Below are 24,027 nucleotides of genomic sequence, written 5' to 3'. Positions count from 1 at the left end.
AAGTATATAATCACTATAAACTATGATAAAATATTAAGAAAAAACATGAGGTGATAATATGCGTATTGGACTTGGCTATGATGTACATCGTCTTGTGGCTGATAGGGACCTTATTATTGGAGGAGTGAATATTCCTTATGAACTTGGTCTTCTTGGTCATTCTGATGCCGATGTTTTATTACATGCAATAATGGATTCATTACTAGGAGCTTCAGCCCTAGGGGATATCGGAAAACATTTTCCTGATACAGATGAGCGTTATAAGGGAATTTCTAGTATTGAACTACTAAAAGAAGTTGGAAAATTATTATATGAAAATGGATATAAAATTTCAAATATCGATTCAACAATAATTGCACAAAAACCCAAAATGGCTAATCACATCCCTACAATGAGGGAAAATATATCTAAAGCTCTAAATATAGATATTGATCAAATTAATGTTAAAGCAACTACAGAAGAAGGTCTTGGCTTTACTGGAGAAGGACATGGAATTTCCTCTCAAAGTATTTGTCTATTGTACAAATAAATTTATTACAATTTTACGTAAGTTATGCTGAAAACTATTTGTAATATATTCTATAAAAATGGTCCTTCTCTTTCTTTTCAGTTCTACCATCTCTAGGAGATGTAGCCTTTTACGAAAGATAAGGACCCTTTTTATTATTTTATGACATAGTTAAACATTAGTATAGCAATGTTATTTAACTATTTTATTTCTATCTTTATTTTTTTCCCAGTAAATAAATATAGATACTATTGCACATACTGCCATTAAATATGGGTATATTAAATATTGCATTATAGCAAAAGGTGAAATCATAGCTAATCCAGAAGCTGAAATTAATTGTGCTCCATATGGTATTAATCCTTGGAATACGCAGGCAAACATATCCATTATCCCTGCAATCCTCTTCGGTTCTAGCTCAAATTCATCAGAAATATTTTTAGCTATTGGACCTACTGTAACTATTGCAATAGTGTTGTTAGCCGTACATATATCTACTAAACTAACTAAAGTAGCAATTCCAAATTCTGCTCCTCTTCTTGTTTTGAAGCTACTTAAGCCCTTACTTAGTATAAAGTCTATTCCACCATTATTTTTAATCAATTCCACAGTACCTGCAATTATTAATGAAATAATTATAAGCTCACTCATTCCAGATATCCCTGTTGATATGCTATTAAATAAACCAACTAAATCAAATGATCCATATGATAATCCAATAATACTTGCTAAAACTACTCCTCCCATTAACACAAAAATTACATTTACTCCTGCTAAAGCTGTTATAAGCACCCCTATATATGGAAGTATCTTTACAAAACTATATTCATAATTGCCCATTTCTGGGATAATTGTGCCTCTTGTTATAAACATAAAACATAGAGCTGTTGCTATTGCTGCTGGTAGAACTATTTTAAAGTTCATTTTAAACTTGTCCCTCATCTCACAACCTTGTGTTCTTGTTGCTGCGATAGTTGTGTCTGAAATAATAGATAGATTATCCCCAAACATTGCCCCACTTACCACTGCACCTACAACTATGGCAATTGCTATACCTGTTTTTTCAGATATCCCCATTGCTATTGGTACTAAAGCAACTATAGTCCCCATGGAGGTACCTACTGATAATGCTATAAAACATGCAATAACAAATATTCCTGGCACTATAACGCTAGTAGGTAGTACTGATAATCCAAAATTAACTGTTGAATCCACAGCTCCCATTGACTTTGCTACCTCTGCAAAAGCGCCTGCTAATATGAATATTAATATCATTAATATTACATCAGCATTACCTGCCCCCTTACAGAATGTTTGTATTTTATCCTCAAATTTAACTTTTCTATTCATTATTAGTGCAACCATAGCTGCTATTAAAAATGGAACAATTACTGATATAGCATAAAAATCCTTAGCTACAATAGATGTTCCTAGGTATACTAATATGAATACTAATAAAGGCAGTAATGCCCATACCTTCCCCTTTTCTTTCATTACATAACTTCTCCTCTGTTTAGAATATAAAATAAAGCTTCTGATAGATTCAGAAGCTTATATAACAAACTAACTTATCTATCAGGACGCACCTGCAGGATTTAGCACCATAAAAATTAATGAATATTTTTGGTTGCTGGGTTTCATAGGGCCAGTCCCTCCACCACTCTTGATAAGAACTATTCTTTTTTAACATAGCATATTGTAACATCCCTAAAATACTGTGTCAACGGATATAATTAATCCACCTATACCAAATATTTCAGAGCAATAAAAAAAGGAATCTTTATAAGATTCCTTTTTGGTGCGTCATCAGGGATTCGAACCCGGGACACCCTGATTAAGAGTCAGGTGCTCTACCAACTGAGCTAATAACGCCTAATACATTTTGTATTATAGCACCGTGATTTTTATAAGTCAAGATGCTATAATACATTTTTTATATTACTTCTGTTAAATTTTTTTGAAGAACTTTTTGGAGTTTTTCTCCTAAATGTTTGTTTTTTACTGCACCTTTACAGATTATCTTCCACTCATCGATGCTCACACCTGTTTTTCTTTCAAATTCATCTGAATTACTTGTCATCATAGTTGAGTCTAGTACAAACCTTCCTAAATCTTCAGTGTTTTTAAATATCTTAATATATAGGAATTCTTTATTGTCACCCACCCAAGTTTTATTAAAGTCTCGTGCAAATTTCATTAACTCAGAAATAACCCTATCTTTAGGTATATCCCACATCCTCGTTAATCTTCTATAATAACCCAACATTAAGTTAGCCTCTTCTTTTGTTATCTTACCCTTTACTAATCCACCATGTATTATTTTATCTACAGGTTCCGATGGGATCTTTGTTACTATCCTATTCTTCCCATAAATCCATTTATAAAAGGCCTCTTGTAAAAATGAATATTGAATATATCCAAGAAGAGCTTTTACATCTGGAAAATACGCATAAATATTATCTATACCATTGTTCTTACTAAAAATAAGAGTATGAATATAAAGTGATTTATCCTTTGGTGGATTCTGCATAAACATATGTCCTCTTATTGTCTTGTTCTCGCTTATAAGATTTTCCCAATATTTAAAGGAATTATAACTTTGCCTCATCCTTATCACCCTTCTTTCTACTATATAATATATTATATAGTATATTATAACCTTTTTTCAATACTTTTCTACAATTTAACAAGGTATTGCCAAATGGTTAAGTGAATCAATATTCAGAATATTTTTCTGGCTTATTTATCAAATTGAATTAGCAAATAATTTACTATATAATAAATACATAAAAATAAAGGGGGTAACTTATTGTTCTTTTGTGAAATTTGTAATGAAAAAGCTGATATTCATCATATTGTTCATAGGTGTGAAGGTGGATTCGATATAGAACTAAATTATAAATATCTTTGCGAAAAACATCACCGTGGTAAAGACGGACCCCATCACTCTATTGAAGTAGATATAAAATATAAAATTCAACTACAAAATAAACTTTATGAAATCTTACCTAAAGATTATTATTCCTTTAAAGAACTTGGAGTAATACTAAATGTATCTTTGAACACCTTAAAAAGGATTACTCGTAATATTAAAATATTTAAAGAGGGATATAAAAAGGATGATATTGTACTAGCTATTATGGGAGGTACTCTTTATACTGAGGAAATCCTTGAAAATATACAAATTCAAAAACTCATTCAAAATATATATTAATATTATTCTATTTATTTATTATTTCTATACTACCAACTATAATTAATTCGTTTAATTATAGTTGGATATAACAAAAAAGTAGCTCTATATGAGCTACTTTTTTTATTGGAGCAGGTAGTGGGAATCGAACCCACCTTTCCAGCTTGGAAGGCTGGAGTATTACCGATATACGATACCTGCATATTATGGAGCGGAAGACGGGACTCGAACCCGCAACATCCACCTTGGCAAGGTGGCGCTCTACCATTGAGCCACTTCCGCATATTGGTGCAGATGAAGGGAGTCGAACCCCCACGCCAAAGGCGCTAGATCCTAAGTCTAGTGCGTCTGCCAATTCCGCCACATCTGCTTACCATACTCATATTATATACTGGTATTACCAAAAAAATCAATATATTTATAAAATAAAAAATAGTTCTTTAAAACCACTTTTTATTTTATATAAATTCCTTAGTTATATAGCTAATTCCACTTCTATTTAACCTTAAATATTTTAACTTGCTCCATTAAATCTGTTGATTTTCCTAATAAAAGTTTTGAACTTACTTCCACTGCATCACTAGTTTGACTAAGATTTATTGCTGATGCTGTTACCTCTTCAGTCGCTGCTGAAATCTCCTCAGATGATGATGCTATTACTTCAATAGTATTTATTATTATATCCCTACTACCAATTATATTATCAAAAGCCTCTTTTATCTCTATTATCTTAGGTGTTATTCCATTAACTGAATCTGATATTCCTTTAAATGATGTTAAGGCTATATCTACACTTTTCCTCTGAAATTTAATTTCTGATTTTATAGCCTCGCTTCCAATAACTACTCCTTTAATTCTATTCATTAACTCATTCAAAATATTATATATATTTTTAGATGACTCTTTACTCTTCTCAGCCAAAACTCTTATATCATCTGCTACTACAGCAAAGCCATTACCAGCTTCTCCTGCTCTAGCTGCTTCAATCGCTGCATTTAAAGCCAATAAATTAGTCTGTTCAGATATATTATTAATTAAATCTGTAATTTCATTAACTCTTTTAATATGTACATTTATATGATCTATATCCTTTATGAAGCTATCTAAATCACTACTAAATTTAATTATTCCCTGATCTAAAATCATCATATCTTCATTACCTTTTATTGCTTCATTATTTGCCTCTAAGGCTTTCAGATTAATTTGCTTCACATGTTCTTTTACTACATCTACCTTCTTGCTAAAATATTCAAGCTTATTTACTATGCTATTAAGTTCTGCTGATTGATCTCCAGCTCTTGTAGCTACCTCTCCTATCGCGACATATATATTTTCTGTTAAAGATGATAATTCCATAGAAATCTCATTAAGAACATCTGCATTAGCTCGTACTCCTTCAGATGTATCCTTAACTGCACAAATCATGCCCCCTATAGATACCTTAGCTCTATTAACACTATTATATATATCTGCTACTTCATCTCTACCTTCTAAATATTTCTTATCAACCTCTTCTGAAAAGTCTCCATCTGACATAATATGTACATATTCTTTAGTTCTTTTTAAAGTATCCCCAATATTAAAACTAAATAAAATAATCACTATCGTTATTAATAAAGTTACTACCACAGTTACAGTAAAACTTGCTACTTTTAAATATGTAAGTTTCTCTAATATATCACCTTTTTCTACTGATATTCCTAAGGATAATCCGGTGTTACCTATTGGTGTATACGTTATGTATCTTCCTGTTCCGCTATATTGATATTCACCAGTTCCAGAATAGCCACTAGCCATATCTTTACCTATATTGTTTAATGCTTCTAAATCTTCTCCTTCCCTCTGAATTGATATTATATTCTCATTATCTGATAGTAATTTCTTATCGCTACTTGCAACAAAGTTACCATAGCTATCGATTATTAGTGAATTTCCTGTATTTAAAAACTTAATTGAATTTATCATTTCACCAAGTTCCTTACTTTCCTTGTAAGAAACTATAGTACCAATTACCTCATCATTGTAATCTTTTATTGCTACTGAGTATGCTATAATCTTTTTTCCAATATCATAATCGAAATAAGGTGTAGATATCTCTGAGTTTCCACTTATTGACGAAATAAAATTCCTAGTATTTTTTATATTTCTACTCTCACTATTAAAAAATACTGCATTACCAGATAAATCTGAAATTCCTATATCTAATTCATTGTTTGTTTCTAATAACGATCTTAACTCCCCTAATCTATCATTTAAATTTATATTCTCATCTTTCACTTTAGAATTTTTAGCTAAAAGATCTAGTCTGTTTAATTCTTCATTGATATATACATTAGTTTTATCAGCAGCCACCTTTGTCATTTCGCCCATTATATTTAAATTACTTTCTATCAATATTTCTTTTGAATAGTGATATGCAAACAAAGAAATTAATAAAAATCCTCCAATAAAAATAGGTAATAGTATAATTAACAATTTACTTTTTATGCTCTTAAATTTATATTTCATATTACTCCTCCCATTTATCTTTTATTTTAATGGCAGATTACAACAAAAATATTATATTCCTGTTAAAGTATGGTTAATTATAATAGAATATTGACATTCAAAAATTAAATAACTATAATTAAAGCTAATACATATAATAATTAAAACGTTGAAGAGAAGAGTAAGTTAAATCTTTATTTCCAGAGAGAGGGTACCCCAGCTGAAAGTATCCTTAGATAAAATTAACCGAAGACCACCTCTGAGTGACCTTAATAAAGTCCGTCTATATCACGTTACGATATCCTTAAGTGACCTATTTTTTAGGTAATTAGAGTGGAACCACGGATATAACTTCGTCTCTATATATGAGATTGAAGTTTTTTTATTTTGTAAAATTATATTTAAGGCATATATAAGAAAATAATTTTATGATTACTAATTATTTTCTTTAATATCCATAAGATAAATGAAAGGAGATTTTTTAATGATTAAAGTAACTTTAAAAGATGGTTCAGTAAAAGAATTTGAAGCTGGCGTTTCAGTACTTGACATAGCTAAGGGAATTAGCGAAGGTTTAGCTAGAAATGCTTGCTGTGGTATTGTTAACGGCGAAGTTGTTGACCTTCGTCACATAGTAAATGAAGATGTGGAGCTTGCAATATGTACCTTCGATTCTCAAGAAGGAAAAGATGCTGTAAGACATAGTATTTCTCACGTATTAGCATATGCTGTTAAGAGAGTATTCCCTGAAGCAAAGCTTGCTATAGGGCCATCAATAGAAACTGGATTCTACTATGATTTTGATAGAGACGTGGCTTTTACAGCTGAAGATTTAGAAAAATTAGAAGATGAAATGAGAAAGATAATAAAGGAAAACCCTGCTATAGAAAGATTTGAGCTTCCAAGAGATGAGGCTATAAAATTAATGGCAGATGAACCTTATAAGGTAGAATTAATTAATGATCTTCCAGAAGATGAAATTATATCATTCTACAAGATGGGTGATTTCACTGATTTATGTGCTGGTCCCCACCTAATGTCAATTAAAAATGTTAAAGCTATTAAACTTCTTAGAACTGCTGGTGCATACTGGAGAGGCGATGAAAAGAATAAGATGCTTTCAAGAATCTACGGTACAGCTTTCTTAAAGAAAGCAGATTTAGAAGCTCACTTAGAAGCTCTTGAGGAAGCTAAAAAGAGAGACCATAACAAGTTAGGTAGAGAATTAGGCATATTCACAACTAATGAAAATATAGGTCAAGGTCTTCCACTATTCATGCCGAAGGGTGCAAAGTTATTCCAAACTCTTCAAAGATGGATAGAAGATGAAGAAGAAAAAAGGGGCTATGTATTAACTAAGACTCCATATATGGCTAAAAGTGACTTATATAAAGTTTCAGGACACTGGTCTCACTACAAAGATGGTATGTTTATTTTAGGTGATGAAGAAAAGGATGATGAGGTTCTTGCATTAAGACCAATGACTTGTCCATTCCAATTCACTATATATAATGCTGAACAACATAGTTACAGAGATCTTCCAATAAGATATGCTGAAACTTCTACTTTGTTTAGAAATGAATCATCAGGAGAAATGCATGGTCTTACAAGAGTTAGACAATTCACTCTTTCAGAAGGTCATATTATAGTTACTCCTGAACAAATTGAAGAAGAATTCAAGGGCGTTGTAGATTTAATTAACTATGTAATGGATACTCTAGGAATCTCAGAAGATATATCTTACAGATTCTCTAAGTGGGATCCTACTGATAAAGTTAAGTATATAAACAATGCTAAAGCTTGGGAAGAAACTCAAGTAATAATGAAGAATATCTTAGATCACATTGGTATTCCATATGTTGAAGCTGCTGGTGAAGCTGCCTTCTATGGTCCAAAGCTTGATATTCAATGTAAAAACGTTCATGGTAAGGAAGATACAATAATCACTGTTCAAATTGACTTTGCATTGGCAGATAGATTTAACATGACTTATATCGATAAAGACGGTAATAAGAAAACTCCTTATATCATTCATAGATCATCAATTGGATGTTATGAAAGAACTATAGCTACTTTAATTGAAAAGTATGCTGGAGCATTCCCTACTTGGATGGCACCAGTTCAAACTAAGATTCTTCCAATTTCAGATAAGTACAATGACTATGCTGATTTAGTTGTTAAGTCTTTAAGAAACAAGGGTGTAAGAGTTGAAGCTGACTACAGAGCTGAAAAGATTGGATATAAGATAAGAGAAGCTAGATTAGAAAGAACTCCTTATATCATAGTAGTAGGTGAAAAGGAAGCAGAAACAAATTCTGTTTCAGTAAGAAGTAGAAAGAGTGGTGATGAAGGAAGCATATCACTTGCAGAATTCGAAACTAGACTATTAACTGAAATAGCAAATAAAGAAAGATAATATTAAAACTATAAAAGGGATAATATTTTGCAATGCAGAATATTATCCCTTTATTTTAACCACTATTTTAAACTTGATCTAATGCTTGTTTAATATCTTCAATAATATCTTCAATGTTCTCTAATCCCACTGATATTCTTACAAGTCCAGCTGTTATTCCAGCTGAAACTAATTGCTTATCAGTAAGTTGTCTATGTGTTGAGCTTGCTGGATGAAGTACGCAAGTTCTAATATCTGCAACATGGACAGCATTTGAAGCTAACTTTAGTCCATCCATAAATCTTATTGCATCTTCACGGCCACCCTTAATGGAGAATGATACTACTCCACTACAACCTAATGGTAAATATTTATTAGCTAAATCGTGATAATTACTATTTTTAAGTGTTGGGTAATTAACAAATTCTATCTTATCTGATTCATTTAAGAATTCAGCTACTTTTTCTGCATTTCTACAATGTTTTTCTATTCTTACTGGTAATGTTTCTAAACCTAAATTTAATAAGAAAGCATCTTGAGCTGATGGATAACATCCTAAATCTCTCATAAGCTGTACCCTTGCCTTCGCAATATATGCAGCACTTCCAAATTGCTCAGTATACACTACTCCATGATAGGATTCATCAGGCTCAGTGAACTCTGGGAATTTACCATTAGCCCAATTAAATTTACCACTATCAACAATCACTCCACCAAGTTGTACTGCATGTCCATCCATATATTTTGTTGTAGAATGTATTATTATATCTGCACCAAACTCTATAGGTCTACAAAGAATTGGTGTCGCAAATGTATTATCTATTATAAAAGGAACATCATTCTTATGTGCTATCTTTGCAAACTTCTCTATATCAAGTATAGATATTGCTGGATTTGCGATACTTTCTCCAAATACTGCTTTTGTGTTTTTCTTGAATGCCTTTTGTATTTCTTCCTCTGATCCTTCTGGATCAACAAATGTGCATTCTATTCCAAGCTTCTTAAGAGTTACTGCAAATAAATTTATTGTTCCACCATAAACTGTTGCTGCACTAACTATATGGTCTCCTGCACCAAGAATATTTAATATAGCTATTAATAAGGCTGCTTGTCCAGATGTAGTGCAAAGGGCACCTACTCCACCTTCTAATGAAGAAATTTTTTCTTCAACAGCCCCAACTGTTGGATTAGATATACGTGAATACATATGACCATCTGCTGTTAAATCAAATAACTTTCCTATGTGCTCTGCTGAGTCATATGTGTATGTTGTACTTTGGTATATTGGTAGTACCCTCGGCTCCCCATTACCTGGATGATATCCTTCATGTAAGCATTTAGTTTCAATTTTCATAATATAGCCCTCCTAATTATTTAATGTAAAAAAATAAAGCTATTTATCTACTTTTAATAAAGAGATAAATAGCTATAACGCCGAAACAATATACGTCATACCTAATCTCTCATTTGCCAGGAAATAAATCCTGCAGGATTTAGCACAGTTCTAGCAAATGAATACTAGTTGTTGCCAGGTTTCATAGGGCCAGTCCCTCCACCATTCTTAATAAAAGATTACTTATTAATTCAATTATACACCAAATTAGTTATAATGCAACAAATTAATATCTCTACATTCAGTTATAATATAATCAGCTTTTATATCATGTTCTTCAAAAGGAACCTCATCTAAGACCTGAAAATCATATGTTATAGCTAACTTCACTATATCTGAATTCATTCCTTCAAGATACTTATCATAATATCCACCTCCATATCCAATCCTTCCACCAGACTTATCAAAGGCTACCCCAGGTAAAATAACTAAATCTATATCATTCTTATTTATTGCCTCTACCTCTATATCTGGCTCTAAAATCCCATAGCTACTCTCAGTTAATTCCATCAATGAATTAATCTTAACAGCTTCCATAACTTTATTCTTCATATCTGTTCTTGGAACAAATATCTCTTTACCTTCTAATAAGAATTCTTCTATATATTTAGCCGTATCAATTTCACTACCAAAACCTATATAGATAAAAATATTCCTACTGTTCTTATAGAAAATAGATTCTTTCAATTTATCTTTTATCCTACTATCCATTGCCATCTTACTTTTAGTATCAATGGAATCCCTTTTACTAATTATAGCCTTCCTAATACTTTGCTTATCCATCTTGCACCTCACTCTAAAAATTCTCCATCTATATATTCTTTATTTATTATAGTATAAAATAAAAAAGATCTATAGCAAGCTATAGATCTAATACACTCTTTAATTACTACCTATTATAACCTCAAGATTCTTAACCTTAACATCACATTCTTCTATCACTACATAATGTTCTAAGAACTTATCAAATATTACTGATGTATCCTTTAGATAGAATTCATTTAATCCAACCTCAAAGTTCACTTCTGATCCTTCTACTGGACAGAAATAAACAACCTCATCATCATAGTGGTCAAGCATATAGTTAAGAATTACCTCATTTAATAATTCACAAACAACTAAGTATGCAACCTCCATTCCCTTTTTCTTATGAACTAATGCAAATATGCAAGCTTGTGTATCTAATATGTTCTCTTCTTTAACCTTTACTACATACTTATTTTCATAGAAACTCTTTATAGCTTTAACTCTAACTTCAAATTTGTTTTCTAGGGCATAATTTAATTTACTCTCTACTTCTTCATTGTATTCATCTATTAACCTTATTAAATCTTCATATGGTATATCTGAGCCTTTTACCTTCGAAACATCTGTTATTTCAATAACTTTCTCTACCACTTTCTCAACAACCTTTTCCTCTAATTTTTGACTTACCTCTTGCTTAGTTTGGCTACTATTATTATTGTAATAATAGTCAAAATATTCATCATTACTCTTAGATACTACTTCTTCTACATGGCTTGTCTCGATTGTTTCTATAGGTGCTACTTCTTCAGCTGCCTCTTTGGCCTCAACCCATTGACTTTCTACTATCTCATTATCTATTTCCTCAACTATAGGATCTTCTTGAATATCCACCAATATAACTTCATCATCTAAATTAATTGGACTTTCCTCCACAGCTTCTACTAATTCTAAATCATCATCATATCCTGATAAATCATCGTCATCATCTGAAGATTCATTCATTTCACCCATTAGATCTTTTAATATATCTTTTTGAAGTTCTTCTTCATATAATTCAGTTTCACTCTTTAAAGATACTACATTTCCTTCTACCTTAAACTTAGGAGATTCTTCTATAGCTTTAATTATATCTTCCTTAGCAATCTTAGGAAACCACGCACATACAGCGTTTACATTCATTTGTCTCAAGCCCATAAGCATGAACTCAAGCTTATTTAACATTTCTACCATTTTACCACCTCAAAGCGATTACTTTTACACATATAACCTATATTTTATATTTTATACCATTATGGTAATATTTACAATGAGTATTTGTTAATTTTTATTTCAATTTACATTACTTAGAAATATATTGTCCTTTTAATTTTAAACTCATCTTTATTTAATTTTTTTATTTATATTTATTATGTCTCTCAATATTGATGCTGCAGCATTTTTAGTACCAGAAGCTCCTCCAATTATAGTTATTCTTCCTAGTGTATCGCTTTCAAAAGTTACTCCTTTATTCTTATTATCTACAGAATATAATGAATGCTCTGCATCTATATTTGATGGACCAACCTTTATCTTAACTTCTCCATTATCTCTATATACCTGCCCTAATAATTTGACTTTTTTTCCTTCTTTACTTGCATTACCGATATCATTTAATGATACCTTAGTAATTCCCTCTAGCTCTACATCATCTAAAGTAATATTACTTCCCATTAATACATTTGCTAAAATTATCATCTTTATAGCTGTATCATATCCTTCAACGTCTAAGGTTGGATCTGTCTCCGCAATACCTATATCTTGTGCTTTTTTTAATGCCTCCTTATAGGATATTTTATTTTTCTCCATTTCTTTTAGTATGTAATTTGTAGTTCCATTTAAAATTCCTTCTATAGAGATAATTTCAGCTCCTGCACAATCTATTAATCCTCCATTTATACTTGGAAGCGCCCCTCCTGTAGTGCAGCCAATACCAAGGTCTACCCCATTATCATCAGCAAGTTTTTTTAGTCCATGATAATCTATTAAGATAGGACCCTTATTCCCTGTAACAACATTGATACCTCTTTTTAATCCTTCTTTTATATATGTTAATGCCGGCTCTCCAGTCCTTTTATTTGTAGGAGTCAAATCCACTAAAAAGTCTAATTCTTCATCAATTACATCCATAAAATTCAATCCCTTAATCCACATCTTATGACTCTTTATACTATTTTCTTTTATGATAACTTCATCTAGCTCTATTCCATTATCATCTCTTAAGCCCCCATCACTTTTAATTATAAATTTAACCCTACAATTTATATTCTTTTCTTTTAATAGCTTTATAAATTCCTTACCTACTCCACCATAACCTATTAATCCTATATTCATCAAATCACCTCATTTTTCTTAATTATACCAGTAATATACTCTTTTTATAATATCTTAAAAGGACGTGCTAAACTATAAATGTAATGTAACTAAAAATATCTTGAATGAATTGATTCCGCCTGAGCTAGTTTGATTTCGGCAAGTATTTCTATCTTTCATAAAATAAGAACAAGGACTCTCATATTTCTTTGAAGGCTACCTCTCGAAGCGCTAGTAGACCTGAAAAGATATATGAGTGTCCTTGTTCTAGTATAAAACCCATCAATAGTTTTATGTACACTTGCTACATATTATCTATTTTTGATAATATTTTTGTATCCAAAGTAAGTAGCAATAAAGTATCCACCATAAACCGCTGCAATTACCCCTGCTGTAATCATAGCTGAAATTAATATATTATTATTTCCAAACATAGATATTGTTTTACTAGCTACAGTTATACCAACAATAGAATGTATTATTGATAAACCTAGTGGCATCATGAAATATATAAATATTTGAGAGAATATTGCTCCATTCATCATCTTGGATGAAACACCAATCTTCTTTAATACACCATATCTTTCAATATTATCACTGGCTTCAGATAATTGTTGCAATGCTAATATTGCCGCACTTGATATCAGGAATATTATCCCTAAATATATTCCTATATAAAGTACTGTTGTAGACATACCTACACTTGTGTCATAAGCCTGTGCTTTTGTTTGTCCAAGCATAAATCCATAATCATCATATGAATATTTTCCATTAGTAAATCCTATAAATATATCATATATTTCATTCTCCAAATTAATATCATTATCTTTATAGTTAGCATTTAGATAATAGGTTCCCACACTTAGTCCTTTAATATCTTCATCTGGTAATACAACAACTAAGAATTTATTCTTTAAACCACTAGTTTCTAAGTTATCCTGAATAACATCTTTATTGTTAATATTATAATTCTTACCTCTAATCATCATTGTTTTGTTATCTTTTATAAATTTATCAACAGCTTTATAATATCCGTTGAAGTTAGAAATTAAAATGACTTCATTATTTTTCGTATTAATCTTCTCTTCTCCTGTCATTTCTCTTAGTTTATTAAAATCTGATATTGATATAAAGTCTATTTTCGGATCATAAGAGTCTAAATTCTTCTTTATCTTATTATCTACATAATTATATAAATATTGTTTTATTCCATCTTCACCTTTATATAAGTTAAAACTAAGATAATCTTTAAATTTATTTTTATAATCAAAACCAATATTAGTTAAGGTTTTTTCAGGATTTATTCCTTCATCCCCACTATCTGTGAAAGAATAAAAGGTTACATCAAATTTAGTTGAATTCTCTAAATCAGATTCAAGAGAATTCTTAAAACTTACACCTGTAGCTAAAAGTGTTATTGTTAAAAATAACATTAAAGATATTATAGCCATAGAAATATATGTAGTATTAACCTTGCTATTGATTTGTCTTAACACAAACATGTTTAATTTATTTAAATAGAACCTATTATTTTTTCTAAGTATGCTTATTAAAAATCCTGATAAAGATAAGAAGAATAATACTGTTCCAATTACCCCCAATATAACTGATACTTTAATTGGCCCATATCCACCCTCTAGTCCATTATTTAAAATAATATAATATGCTCCTCCAATTGTTACTAAAGATACTAAAAATAATCCAAAGGATACCTTAATATTCTTAATTTTTATACTTTCATTTTTTCTTCCTGCCCTTAAAAGATCTATTAATTTGTACTTTGATATAGTAAAGGTATTAAATAACATTACTAATACAAATATTAGTCCAAAATAAATAGCTGTTTTCATTGCTGCTTCTGGGGAAAATATAAAATTATATTTACTAACATTTACTTCAAATAATCTGGATGTAAATAAGGACAATCCTTGGGATACTACAACCCCGGCTATTAATCCAACAGCTAATGAAATTAATCCTATTAAGAAGGTTTCTTTAATTAATAAAGATGAAATTTTTCTTCTGCTCATTCCTAAAGTCATATATAATCCAATTTCTTTTTTTCTTCTCTTAATCAGAAAATTATTAGCATATACAATTAAGAATCCTAATATTATGGAAACTAATACTGAAGTCATTGAGATTACTCCTGATAGCATCTTCATAATATCCATCTTGCTTTTAGATACTTCAACCATTGCATTTTGTGATGAAATCGAGTTAAATGCATAGAAAATACAAACTGCAAAGGTCAATGTTAAAAAATATATTGTGTAATCCTTAAAGCTTCTTTTTACATTCCTTGCTGATATTTTAGAATACATTATTAGTGTCACCTCCAAGAAGGGTTACAACCTCAATTATCTTATTGAAAAAGTCCTTTCTTGAATCTTTTCCTCTTATTAATTCGTTAAATATCTTTCCGTCTTTTATAAATAGAATTCTATGAGCATAACTTGCTGTAAATGCATCATGAGTAACCATTAATATAGTTGCTTTTAAATCTTCATTAAGCTTCTCAAAAGAGTCTAGTAATAACCTTGATGACTTAGAATCTAATGCACCAGTTGGTTCATCTGCTAATATAAGTGATGGTTTTGTAACTATAGCTCTAGCTGCTGCCACTCTCTGCTTTTGTCCTCCTGACATTTCATATGGAAATTTATTTAGCACAGTATCTATTTCTAACTTCTTAGCAATTTCTTTTACTCGCTCTTCTATATTTTTCACTTTCTTACCCTCTTGAATGGTTAAAGCTAACGCAATATTCTCATAAGCAGTTAGCGTATCAAGTAGATTAAAATCTTGGAATATAAATCCTAGCTCCTCACGCCTAAACCTCTCAATTTCCTTAGATTTTAACTTTGTGATATCTTTGCCATTTATATGTATACTTCCTGTTGTCACATTATCTACTGTAGAAATACAATTTAAAAGAGTTGTTTTACCACTTCCTGATGGCCCCATTATTCCAACAAATTCTCCCTCTTCAACTATAAATCCAATGTTATTTATAGCCTTAGTTACATTTCCCTTATTACCATAATATTTTTCAATATCACTTACTTTAAGTATTTCTTTCATAATTAAGAATCCTCCTGTTTATTTATTATGAGTTTATTTTAACCTTTCCCTAAAATTTCTAGTATAGATATACATTACTTGAAAGTTACAATTTTGAAAGATTAGCTTCAAAGGCTGAATTTTTGAGTTTCTTGATATCTTTATTTCCTTATACCATAATTTCTTTATAGATGAAGAAATAAAAATGAAGCTAATATGTAGCTTCATTTTATAATTTAAGTATTAATTTTCAAGTAAAGTTACTTTGCTCATTGGAAAAATTATATCTACCTTTGTTCCCTCTCCTATTTTAGAGGTTATTTCAATTCCTATACCTAATTTTTTTCCAAGATTACTACATATATAAAGACCCATACCTGTTGATCTACCATATTTTCTTCCATTTTCACCTGTAAAACCTTTATCAAAAACTCTCTTTATATCTCTTTCATTTATACCAACGCCATTATCCTCTATTGAAAGAATAATATTATTTTCTCTTTTTTCAGAAAATATCTTTATTTCAGCTTCATCTTTGTCAGAATACTTTATTGCATTACTTAATATTTGATTTATAATAAATTCTACCCATTTACTATCGCTATATACAGTATTGTCCACAGACTGTAGATTTAATTTAATTCTTCTGTGGATAAAGTCCTTGGAATTCTTAGTAACTATATTTTTAACCACAGTTCCTAAATTAAATTCCTTTATTATATAGTCTTTATTTGCATCATTACTCCTAGAATAATATAAAACTTCCTCAACATAATCCTCAATTTTTAATAATTCTTCTTTTATACTTTTTGTAACTGAATTTCTGTTATTATCTACTATTAATTTACTTGATGCAATTGGAGTTTTAACTTCATGAACCCAAGCTTCAATATACTCTCTATATTCTGACTGTTGTTTTTTATAATATTTTACATGTTCATGCATTTCTTTATCTGAAATTTTTAAAATATCATAAATTATTTTTCCATCTATAAAATTAGCTTCTTCAATAATTTCCGATAGTAAATATTTTTTGTCTAAAGATTCAATGGTTTCATATAAATTATCATAATAACTCTTCCTCTGTAAATACTGTAATAATAATAGTACTATTAATGGTGTAAACCATACAACTACAACTAGTACTATATACTCAACCTTAATTCTTAAAAACAAAAAAAATACAGCCAATCCTAAGGATAATACAAAGTTAACCAATAAAAAAATCATTTTATCCTTTAAATAATCCTTTAGACTCATTGCATTATGTACCCTAGCCCTCTCCTAGTTTCTATAGGATTATCCATACCTACTTCCTCTAGCTTTTTCCTAAGCCTAGTCATATTCACAGATAGGGTATTATCATCTGCATAGAATTCTGAAGACCACAGATACTCCATTAAATCATCCCTTGGTACAATATTGCCTTTATTCATCATTAAATAATTTAGTATTTTTAACTCATTTTTAGTTAGCTCTAATGTGTTCCCCTCATGAGTAATACATCCATTTGATAAATTAAGCTGTAGTCCTTTATGACTTAATACCTGTGATGTCACTTTAGCGCTCCTCTTTAAAACAGATGCTATTCTGGCTAAAAGTATTTGAGTATTATATGGCTTTGTCACAAAATCATCTGCACCTAAATTCATACTCATTAGCTCATCCATCTCACTATCACGACTTGTAACAATTATTATAGGAATCTCTGATTTAGCTCTAACTTCTCTGCATATATAGTATCCATCAAATACTGGAAGATTAATATCTAGCAAAATTAAATCAGGTTTTTCTTCTTCTATAATTTCTAAAATATTATTAAAATCTGTTGGCGCTTTTACCTCATATCCATATTTAGATAGAAATTCTGTAAGCTCTTCTCTTATTTTTTCTGTGTCTTCTACTATTAGTATCCTTTGCATTTCCCATTCTCCTTTTCCTCGGTAGAATTATATGTATCATATTATAAATTATCGTTATTTTCATAATTAAATTAAGGATAGAATATTAATTCCTACCCTTAATGTAACCTATTCTAAAATTTTTAAAAACTCTTCTATCTCATCTTGCTCTAAATAAATTTGACCTAGTGTACCATGTTTTAAATCTACCTTTTTTAATGAATGAAAATCTGATCCAGCTGTATATATAATTCCCTTTTCTTTAGCTATTTTTATAAAGTACTCTGTTTCTTCATATCTATTTCTATAATATTTAGCTTCAATCCCATCAAAATTTAATTCAATTAACTTATTAAATATATCCTTCCTAAGTAATGTTGGATGTGCCATAACTACTTTTGCACCATAATAATGTAAAAAATCAATCCCTGCGGCTGTAGTTATCTTGCCTCCTTCTGCCCTAAAGCTTAACTTACCCTTATAGTAAATTTGACATGCTTTAAATTTTCCTTTATACACATTACTTAACATATCTTTAAGCTCATCACTTTTGTATCTATCATCAGTAAAATAACCAAGTATATGGACCCTATTACCTTTAAATCTAGTAGATAACTCTATTCCTGGAATTACTTTTACTCCATGAATCTTACCAACATTAACTGCTTGCCTATTTCCTGAAACAGTATTATGATCTGTTAATGCTATTATATCTATACGCCTTTCTTTAGCTAATAATACTAATTCTCCTGGCTTTAATTCTCCATCTGACTCCGTGGAGTGCATATGAAAATCACCTTTTGTATACATTCTTAGGTCCTTTATTATTATTAATACTTTATACTATTTTACTCACTATATTTTTGATATTATTAACCATATAAAAAAACTAACTTACTATAAATTAATAGTAAGTTAGTTTTTACATTACTTATGATATTTTCTTTTCTAATTCTTTAATCATTTTTTTAAGTCTTATATTCTCTTGCATTATTTTTTCTATTTTATTAGATTCATTTTCTGAAGTATTATTTTCCTCATTAAATATACTATTACTCTCTCTAGAGGTTTCTCTTACTATCTGATTATAGAATTCCATTTGTGATAGTCCATCTCTATCCAGTGTATTTTCTATCTTACCATCCTTTATGAAAAGTAATGTATTAGCATAACTTCCTATTAACGAATCATGAGTTACCATTACTACAGTAATATTTGATTCTCTATTTAAAGTCTGTAGAATACTTAAAAGTTCATTAGAATTTTTTGTATCTAATGCCCCTGTTGGTTCATCAGCAACAATCATCTTAGGGTTTGTAACAAGAGCTCTACAAGCTGCTGCCCTCTGTCTTTGCCCTCCTGAACACTCTGCTGGATATTTATCTAATATCTCTTCTATCTCAAGTCTTTTAGCTACATCTGAAACTTTTTTATCGCACTCATCTTTAGGCACAGATAATAGAATTAATGGAGCTAATATATTATCTCTAATTGTTAGTGTATCTAAAAGATTGCAATCTTGAAAAATGAAACCTATATTATTTCTTCTAAACTCACAAAGTTCTCTTTCTTTAAGTGCTCTAACATCTTTATTATTTATAATAACCTTTCCTTTAGTGCAAATATCAATAGTTGCAAGTATATTTAATAATGTACTTTTACCTGATCCTGAAGGTCCCATAATACTAATAAAGTCTCCCTCTTTTATTTCTAGGCTAACATCATCTAATGCTCTAAATTTTGCTGTATTATCTCCATATTCTTTTATTATATTTTTAGCCACTAAAATACTTTTCATTTTACATTCCCCCATAAATCCAATTTAAAATTTTTCTCTTATTAGATACAGTTGCAATTATTCCGCCTAATGCTAAAGGTATTGTATAACTTGCAAAAATAGCAACTGCAAAGCTTATTGTAAAAGTACCTAACTTTATATAAGTTAATATCGTTACTAATATAATTAAAAATGGCATCAAAAGACCTATTCCAAAAAATAGAATATATTCTTTATTTATAGCATCTGATATCTCTTCCCTAGTGTATCCTAGAATTTTAAGTTGCTTATATAGTACTTTCTTTTCTTCTATCTCTACTGATAATTTATAAGCTAGTGTTAATCCAATAATAAGGCTAGAACCTACAAAACAGAATATCCCATTTTGGAGCACTCCAGGTCTATATGAGTATCTCTCAATTGTATATGCAAAATATAGTAGTGAAAACCCAAGTCCAAAGAAATACATTTTAGCATTATGTAATGAATACATAAAGTTACTTACATATATTCTTCTAGCTCCCTTATACATAAATGTCTTATCTTTAATCTTATTAATTAACTTGGGAATAAAATAACTTATAGTTCCTAATATCCCAACTAAACCTACAAAGCCTAAATAATAAAGTGCAATATCATCACCTTGAGATCCCTTTGCCTTAATCCCATAAAATATTGGTAGTAAATAAAGTATAAAAAATAGTAACCCAGGAACTTTTACAGTCCTGTTATCTTTAATTGTTACTGTTTTCTGCCCTTTAATTAAATCTATTAATTGATGTCTATAAGTTGATCCAAAACCTAATGCAACTAAACATACAAATTGTATGAAAATAAAAGCAAATGTAATTCCTATAGTATCAATAGAGAAGCTGAATAGATTTCCCTGAACTCCACTCAAAGAATACATAAAAAAATTGAATGCGGGTATTAATATAATTCCTAATACTAAACCTAATAAAGTTCCTGCAATATAATTTACTCCGTTCACCCACAATAGGTATTTTGTTAAATCTATTAATGAAGCTCCATTAATTAAACAAAATGCCATCTCTTTTTTCTTTTTTTGTATATAATATAGATTACAAAAAGTTGAAAATATAATAACTACTAATAGTAACATAAAAATGTTTTGCTTCTGGAAAAGAACTGGTCTCAAATCAAAGAATTCTGTTCCCCCTTGAACTACATTCCCTACATTATTAACTGATTTTTCAACTATGTCTCTACTTCCATATATATACTCATTGTAGGATATATTTATAGCATTTAACATAAATGCTGCAGTCACTCCTATGAAAGCTATATAAGATTTACTTTTTTTTAAATCTACCTTACTCATCTTTTTAGCAAAATTAATGATTCCCATTTAAATCCCCCTCTAGTAATACGTCCAATTATATAAAAGGTTTACATTATTCCTTATATAACTTTTATATAATATCTTTTTCTACTTTATATAATACACTATAAAGATAACAAACTAATCTCATAAATAACCAATAAATATAACAAACTTGTTACTTTTCTTTATACTATATTTTTTAACAAGTGGAACTTTCTATACTTTTATAGACATAAATAAAACACATCCCTAAATTAATTCAGGGATGTGTTTTATTTATTAATTTACTGTAGTCTCTGATAACTTCTCTAAATCACCAATTATAACTTTTATAATATCTAACTTCGCCTTAGCGTAATCATTATTAGGCAACCATTCAAGTCCTAAAGTTAAACATCTTTCTGTCTCTTTATACTCATTTAATAATTTATTTAAATCTTCTCTCATAATTAACACACTCCTTATTCTACTGTAACTGACTTTGCAAGATTCCTTGGCTTATCTATATCACAGCCTTTTTCCTTAGCTGTATAATAAGCTAAAAGTTGAAGTGAAACTGCTGCTACTACTGGGGCTATTATATTTAATATCTTTGGGATTCTAATAACACTATCAAATACTGATGAATCTAATTCATCACCTTCATAAGCTAGTCCTATTGCTTTTGCACCTCTTGATTTTACCTCTACAATGTTACTTATCATCTTTTCTTTTAATGATTTCTGGGTTAATAAGGCTATAACTTTAGTACCTGGTTCTATCAATGCAATGGTTCCATGCTTTAATTCTCCACCTGCATAAGCTTCTGAATGAATATATGATATTTCCTTAAGCTTTAATGATCCCTCTAGAGCTAATGCATAATCAGCTCCTCTTCCTAAATAGAATAAATAATCTTCATTAGCTAATATTTTTGCAACTTCTTCTATCTCACCTTTATTAGCTAGTACCTCTTTAATTTTCTCAGGTAATGATAATAGTCCCTTCTTTAACTCATCTTCTGCCTTTTTATTTAATGTGCCTTTTAATTCACCGAAATACATTCCTATCAAATACATTACTACAACTTGAGTTGTATATGCTTTAGTAGAAGCTACTGCTATTTCAGGGCCTGCCATTGTATATATAACATGATTTGCTTCTCTTGAAATAGTACTTCCTACTACATTTGTTATAGCTAAAGTCTTTGCTCCTATTCTATTGCAATCTCTTAATACTGCTAAAGTATCTGCTGTCTCTCCCGATTGACTAACTATAATTACAAGAGATTTATCTGTAACCAATGGATCTCTATATCTAAATTCTGATGCTATATCCACCTCTACAGCTATTTTAGATAACTTTTCTATTGCTACTTTCCCCATAATACCTGCATGATATGCTGTTCCACATGCAACTATAAATATCCTATCTATATCTTCAAGCTCCTTTTTTGATAACTTAAAATCATCAAAAAAGACACCATGTTCCATCGATACTTTGGAAGACATAGTGTCTCTAATAGCTTTTGGCTGTTCATGAATCTCCTTTAACATGAATGAGTCATATCCGCTCTTTTCTGCAGCATCCTCACTCCAAGTTACCTTGAAAATTTCTTTATCTATCTCTACTCCTTCACTATCTAGGATCTTAACCCCTTCTCTAGTGACGTAAACGAATTCTTTATCCTCTAAAAGATAAACATCTCTTGTATAATTTATAACTGCTGGAATATCTGAAGCAATAAATGTTTCTCCATCCTTTAACCCCACAATTAGCGGACTATCTTTCCTTACTGCAATAAGCTTATCTTGTTCATTCCCACATATTACACCTAATGCATAACTACCTTCTAGTTTTTCTGTAGCTTTTACTACTGCATTAAAAAGGTCTCCTTCATAGTAGTAGTGAATTAAATTAGGAATTACTTCTGTATCTGTTTCAGATAAGAATTCATATCCTTCTCCTTTAAGCCATTGTCTTAGCTCTAAATAATTTTCTATAATTCCATTATGAACTACAGTAATATCTCCTTTAGAACTTTGATGTGGATGTGAGTTAACATCTGAAGGTTCTCCATGAGTTGCCCATCTAGTATGTCCAATTCCAATGGTTCCTTCTACTGCTTTTTTATATAAAGCTTCATTTAGATTAGAAAGACGACCTTTATGCTTTACTATAGTAACCTGGCCTTTATTAATAACAGCAATTCCTGCTGAATCATAACCTCGATACTCAAGCTTTGATAATCCATCTGTTAAGAAAGATGTTGCTCCTTTATTTCCTACATATCCAACTATTCCGCACATATTTTTTCTTCCTTCCTTTTGTATCCTATATTTAGTTTTCATCTTCTTTAGAGCTTTGTCCTAGCAAATTGGTAAAAAAGGTATAAAAGTCCTAGGAATCAAAAACCCTAACTTGAAGGCTTTAACACCAGACTGAATTTGTGCTACAAATCACTTTGTAGTTTTACCAGCCGTTTACGGTAGTGCGATACCGTGGGGCACCCGCCGAAGTATTCGATACTCCCCAACCTCGTCAACTATATTCCGCATTAAAGATGAAATCCTAAATCTTAAGATTTATTCATTACTCTAATCTCTTTTAATATAGTTCTGGCGCTTTTAAAATTTTATCTACTTTTTTCCTTATAATAAGCACTTCCTTCCAAAATTTATTTCTTATACCTATTTGTTATTTTACCACTTTTTTAATGTTTGTCTATACTATTAATGTATTTTTTTGCATTATTTTTGTTACAAAAATATTTTAATTATAATTTAAAAACTATATATTTAGACATCATAACCTGTAGATGTATAGACCTCTATATCTTTGTTATTCAGCTACTTTTTAATATAATTAATATTCTCTATAAATGAACTCT

Annotated in this window: 19 protein-coding genes, 4 tRNA genes, 2 riboswitches and 1 other annotated feature; of the genes, 3 read left to right on the top strand and 20 right to left on the bottom strand. The window is 30.0% G+C overall.

The window, feature by feature from the left end:
* Positions 1–58: 58 nt before the first annotated feature.
* On the top strand, positions 59–529 hold the full coding sequence (gene ispF, locus ACSYT2_RS15515; RefSeq protein WP_430857662.1) for a 2-C-methyl-D-erythritol 2,4-cyclodiphosphate synthase: 471 nt from the start codon (positions 59–61) through the stop codon (positions 527–529).
* A gap of 171 nt (positions 530–700) precedes the next feature.
* Here ispF and ACSYT2_RS15510 read toward each other — a convergent pair whose 3' ends face one another.
* From ACSYT2_RS15510 to ACSYT2_RS15500, 3 genes are all read right to left on the bottom strand, one after another.
* Positions 701–2,002: a Na+/H+ antiporter NhaC family protein gene (locus ACSYT2_RS15510; protein ID WP_438385134.1), complete on the bottom strand. Its 1,302-nt coding sequence runs from the start codon at positions 2,000–2,002 to the stop codon at positions 701–703.
* A 71-nt stretch (positions 2,003–2,073) separates the two neighbouring features.
* Positions 2,074–2,181, bottom strand: a riboswitch (SAM riboswitch).
* A gap of 123 nt (positions 2,182–2,304) precedes the next feature.
* A tRNA-Lys gene (locus ACSYT2_RS15505) sits at positions 2,305–2,380 on the bottom strand.
* Between the two features lie 61 nt (positions 2,381–2,441).
* Positions 2,442–3,116 (bottom strand): hypothetical protein, encoded by a 675-nt coding sequence (locus tag ACSYT2_RS15500; RefSeq protein WP_438385133.1) that lies wholly within the window; start codon positions 3,114–3,116, stop codon positions 2,442–2,444.
* 201 nt (positions 3,117–3,317) lie between these two features.
* Here ACSYT2_RS15500 and ACSYT2_RS15495 point away from each other — a divergent pair, with 201 nt between their 5' ends.
* Positions 3,318–3,722, top strand: coding sequence for an HNH endonuclease signature motif containing protein (locus ACSYT2_RS15495; protein WP_430857665.1), 405 nt, complete (start codon positions 3,318–3,320; stop codon positions 3,720–3,722).
* A 106-nt stretch (positions 3,723–3,828) separates the two neighbouring features.
* On the opposite strand, the gene ACSYT2_RS15490 is transcribed toward ACSYT2_RS15495, so the two are convergent.
* The 4 genes from ACSYT2_RS15490 to ACSYT2_RS15475 form a co-directional block, all read right to left on the bottom strand.
* Positions 3,829–3,902, bottom strand: a tRNA-Gly gene (locus tag ACSYT2_RS15490).
* Between the two features lie 6 nt (positions 3,903–3,908).
* Positions 3,909–3,983 (bottom strand) — tRNA-Gly (locus ACSYT2_RS15485).
* 4 nt (positions 3,984–3,987) lie between these two features.
* Positions 3,988–4,071 (bottom strand) — tRNA-Leu (locus ACSYT2_RS15480).
* 125 nt (positions 4,072–4,196) lie between these two features.
* On the bottom strand, positions 4,197–6,209 hold the full coding sequence (locus ACSYT2_RS15475) for a methyl-accepting chemotaxis protein (protein ID WP_438385132.1): 2,013 nt from the start codon (positions 6,207–6,209) through the stop codon (positions 4,197–4,199).
* A 139-nt stretch (positions 6,210–6,348) separates the two neighbouring features.
* Positions 6,349–6,552, top strand: a binding site (T-box leader).
* 120 nt (positions 6,553–6,672) lie between these two features.
* On the opposite strand from ACSYT2_RS15475, the gene thrS reads away from it, so the two are divergent.
* A complete protein-coding gene (gene thrS / locus ACSYT2_RS15470; protein WP_438385131.1) occupies positions 6,673–8,604 on the top strand; it encodes a threonine--tRNA ligase in 1,932 nt (643 codons plus the stop codon).
* 67 nt (positions 8,605–8,671) lie between these two features.
* On the opposite strand, the gene ACSYT2_RS15465 is transcribed toward thrS, so the two are convergent.
* From ACSYT2_RS15465 to glmS, 13 genes are all read right to left on the bottom strand, one after another.
* Entirely contained in the window at positions 8,672–9,937 is a 1,266-nt protein-coding gene (locus tag ACSYT2_RS15465) for an O-acetylhomoserine aminocarboxypropyltransferase/cysteine synthase family protein (RefSeq protein ID WP_438385130.1), read from the bottom strand.
* A 106-nt stretch (positions 9,938–10,043) separates the two neighbouring features.
* Positions 10,044–10,154, bottom strand: a riboswitch (SAM riboswitch).
* Positions 10,155–10,183: 29 nt separating this feature from the next.
* Positions 10,184–10,759, bottom strand: a complete 576-nt coding sequence (locus tag ACSYT2_RS15460) for a 5-formyltetrahydrofolate cyclo-ligase (protein ID WP_438385129.1) — start codon at positions 10,757–10,759, stop codon at positions 10,184–10,186.
* A 99-nt stretch (positions 10,760–10,858) separates the two neighbouring features.
* Positions 10,859–11,953 carry a hypothetical protein gene (locus ACSYT2_RS15455; RefSeq protein WP_438385128.1) on the bottom strand — a complete coding sequence of 365 codons (1,095 nt, stop codon included), beginning with the start codon at positions 11,951–11,953 and terminating at the stop codon, positions 10,859–10,861.
* 150 nt (positions 11,954–12,103) lie between these two features.
* Complete coding sequence (locus ACSYT2_RS15450; protein ID WP_430857671.1) at positions 12,104–13,093, bottom strand: homoserine dehydrogenase; 990 nt, start codon at positions 13,091–13,093, stop codon at positions 12,104–12,106.
* Positions 13,094–13,383: 290 nt separating this feature from the next.
* Positions 13,384–15,396 carry an ABC transporter permease gene (locus tag ACSYT2_RS15445; protein WP_430857672.1) on the bottom strand — a complete coding sequence of 671 codons (2,013 nt, stop codon included), beginning with the start codon at positions 15,394–15,396 and terminating at the stop codon, positions 13,384–13,386.
* Positions 15,386–16,156 (bottom strand): ABC transporter ATP-binding protein, encoded by a 771-nt coding sequence (locus ACSYT2_RS15440; RefSeq protein WP_430857673.1) that lies wholly within the window; start codon positions 16,154–16,156, stop codon positions 15,386–15,388. The genes ACSYT2_RS15445 and ACSYT2_RS15440 overlap by 11 nt, the downstream gene beginning before the upstream one ends.
* Positions 16,157–16,378: 222 nt before the next feature.
* The gene (locus tag ACSYT2_RS15435) at positions 16,379–17,395 is read right to left on the bottom strand and encodes a sensor histidine kinase (RefSeq protein WP_430857674.1); all 1,017 of its coding nucleotides are present in this window, start codon (positions 17,393–17,395) and stop codon (positions 16,379–16,381) included.
* Positions 17,392–18,057, bottom strand: a complete 666-nt coding sequence (locus ACSYT2_RS15430; protein ID WP_430857675.1) for a response regulator transcription factor — start codon at positions 18,055–18,057, stop codon at positions 17,392–17,394. The genes ACSYT2_RS15435 and ACSYT2_RS15430 overlap by 4 nt, the downstream gene beginning before the upstream one ends.
* Positions 18,058–18,165: 108 nt before the next feature.
* Positions 18,166–18,846 (bottom strand): PHP domain-containing protein, encoded by a 681-nt coding sequence (locus tag ACSYT2_RS15425; RefSeq protein WP_430857676.1) that lies wholly within the window; start codon positions 18,844–18,846, stop codon positions 18,166–18,168.
* 121 nt (positions 18,847–18,967) lie between these two features.
* A complete protein-coding gene (locus tag ACSYT2_RS15420) occupies positions 18,968–19,834 on the bottom strand; it encodes an ABC transporter ATP-binding protein (protein ID WP_430857677.1) in 867 nt (288 codons plus the stop codon).
* 1 nt (position 19,835) lies between these two features.
* The gene (locus ACSYT2_RS15415; protein WP_430857678.1) at positions 19,836–21,182 is read right to left on the bottom strand and encodes an FtsX-like permease family protein; all 1,347 of its coding nucleotides are present in this window, start codon (positions 21,180–21,182) and stop codon (positions 19,836–19,838) included.
* Positions 21,183–21,437: 255 nt separating this feature from the next.
* A complete protein-coding gene (locus ACSYT2_RS15410) occupies positions 21,438–21,605 on the bottom strand; it encodes a hypothetical protein (protein ID WP_430857679.1) in 168 nt (55 codons plus the stop codon).
* Positions 21,606–21,619: 14 nt separating this feature from the next.
* Positions 21,620–23,446 (bottom strand): glutamine--fructose-6-phosphate transaminase (isomerizing), encoded by a 1,827-nt coding sequence (gene glmS, locus ACSYT2_RS15405; protein WP_430857680.1) that lies wholly within the window; start codon positions 23,444–23,446, stop codon positions 21,620–21,622.
* Positions 23,447–24,027: the final 581 nt, after the last annotated feature.

This window comes from Clostridium zhoujianii (assembly GCF_051590805.1).
Taxonomy (GTDB): Bacteria; Bacillota; Clostridia; order Clostridiales; family Clostridiaceae; genus Clostridium.
The sequence above is the reverse complement of the archived record's forward strand: the minus strand, read 5'-3'. Positions and strand labels throughout refer to the sequence as shown.

What these genes read in the sequence shown, in the direction of transcription:
- ispF (WP_430857662.1), top strand. Translation starts at nt 59, where the DNA reads ATGCGTATTGGACTTGGCTATGATGTACATCGTCTTGTGGCTGATAGG.
- ACSYT2_RS15510 (WP_438385134.1), bottom strand. Translation starts at nt 2,002, where the DNA reads ATGAAAGAAAAGGGGAAGGTATGGGCATTACTGCCTTTATTAGTATTC.
- ACSYT2_RS15500 (WP_438385133.1), bottom strand. Translation starts at nt 3,116, where the DNA reads ATGAGGCAAAGTTATAATTCCTTTAAATATTGGGAAAATCTTATAAGC.
- ACSYT2_RS15475 (WP_438385132.1), bottom strand. Translation starts at nt 6,209, where the DNA reads ATGAAATATAAATTTAAGAGCATAAAAAGTAAATTGTTAATTATACTA.
- thrS (WP_438385131.1), top strand. Translation starts at nt 6,673, where the DNA reads ATGATTAAAGTAACTTTAAAAGATGGTTCAGTAAAAGAATTTGAAGCT.
- ACSYT2_RS15465 (WP_438385130.1), bottom strand. Translation starts at nt 9,937, where the DNA reads ATGAAAATTGAAACTAAATGCTTACATGAAGGATATCATCCAGGTAAT.
- ACSYT2_RS15460 (WP_438385129.1), bottom strand. Translation starts at nt 10,759, where the DNA reads ATGGATAAGCAAAGTATTAGGAAGGCTATAATTAGTAAAAGGGATTCC.
- ACSYT2_RS15455 (WP_438385128.1), bottom strand. Translation starts at nt 11,953, where the DNA reads ATGGTAGAAATGTTAAATAAGCTTGAGTTCATGCTTATGGGCTTGAGA.
- ACSYT2_RS15450 (WP_430857671.1), bottom strand. Translation starts at nt 13,093, where the DNA reads ATGAATATAGGATTAATAGGTTATGGTGGAGTAGGTAAGGAATTTATA.
- ACSYT2_RS15445 (WP_430857672.1), bottom strand. Translation starts at nt 15,396, where the DNA reads ATGTATTCTAAAATATCAGCAAGGAATGTAAAAAGAAGCTTTAAGGAT.
- ACSYT2_RS15440 (WP_430857673.1), bottom strand. Translation starts at nt 16,156, where the DNA reads ATGAAAGAAATACTTAAAGTAAGTGATATTGAAAAATATTATGGTAAT.
- ACSYT2_RS15435 (WP_430857674.1), bottom strand. Translation starts at nt 17,395, where the DNA reads ATGAGTCTAAAGGATTATTTAAAGGATAAAATGATTTTTTTATTGGTT.
- ACSYT2_RS15430 (WP_430857675.1), bottom strand. Translation starts at nt 18,057, where the DNA reads ATGCAAAGGATACTAATAGTAGAAGACACAGAAAAAATAAGAGAAGAG.
- ACSYT2_RS15425 (WP_430857676.1), bottom strand. Translation starts at nt 18,846, where the DNA reads ATGTATACAAAAGGTGATTTTCATATGCACTCCACGGAGTCAGATGGA.
- ACSYT2_RS15420 (WP_430857677.1), bottom strand. Translation starts at nt 19,834, where the DNA reads ATGAAAAGTATTTTAGTGGCTAAAAATATAATAAAAGAATATGGAGAT.
- ACSYT2_RS15415 (WP_430857678.1), bottom strand. Translation starts at nt 21,182, where the DNA reads ATGGGAATCATTAATTTTGCTAAAAAGATGAGTAAGGTAGATTTAAAA.
- ACSYT2_RS15410 (WP_430857679.1), bottom strand. Translation starts at nt 21,605, where the DNA reads ATGAGAGAAGATTTAAATAAATTATTAAATGAGTATAAAGAGACAGAA.
- glmS (WP_430857680.1), bottom strand. Translation starts at nt 23,446, where the DNA reads ATGTGCGGAATAGTTGGATATGTAGGAAATAAAGGAGCAACATCTTTC.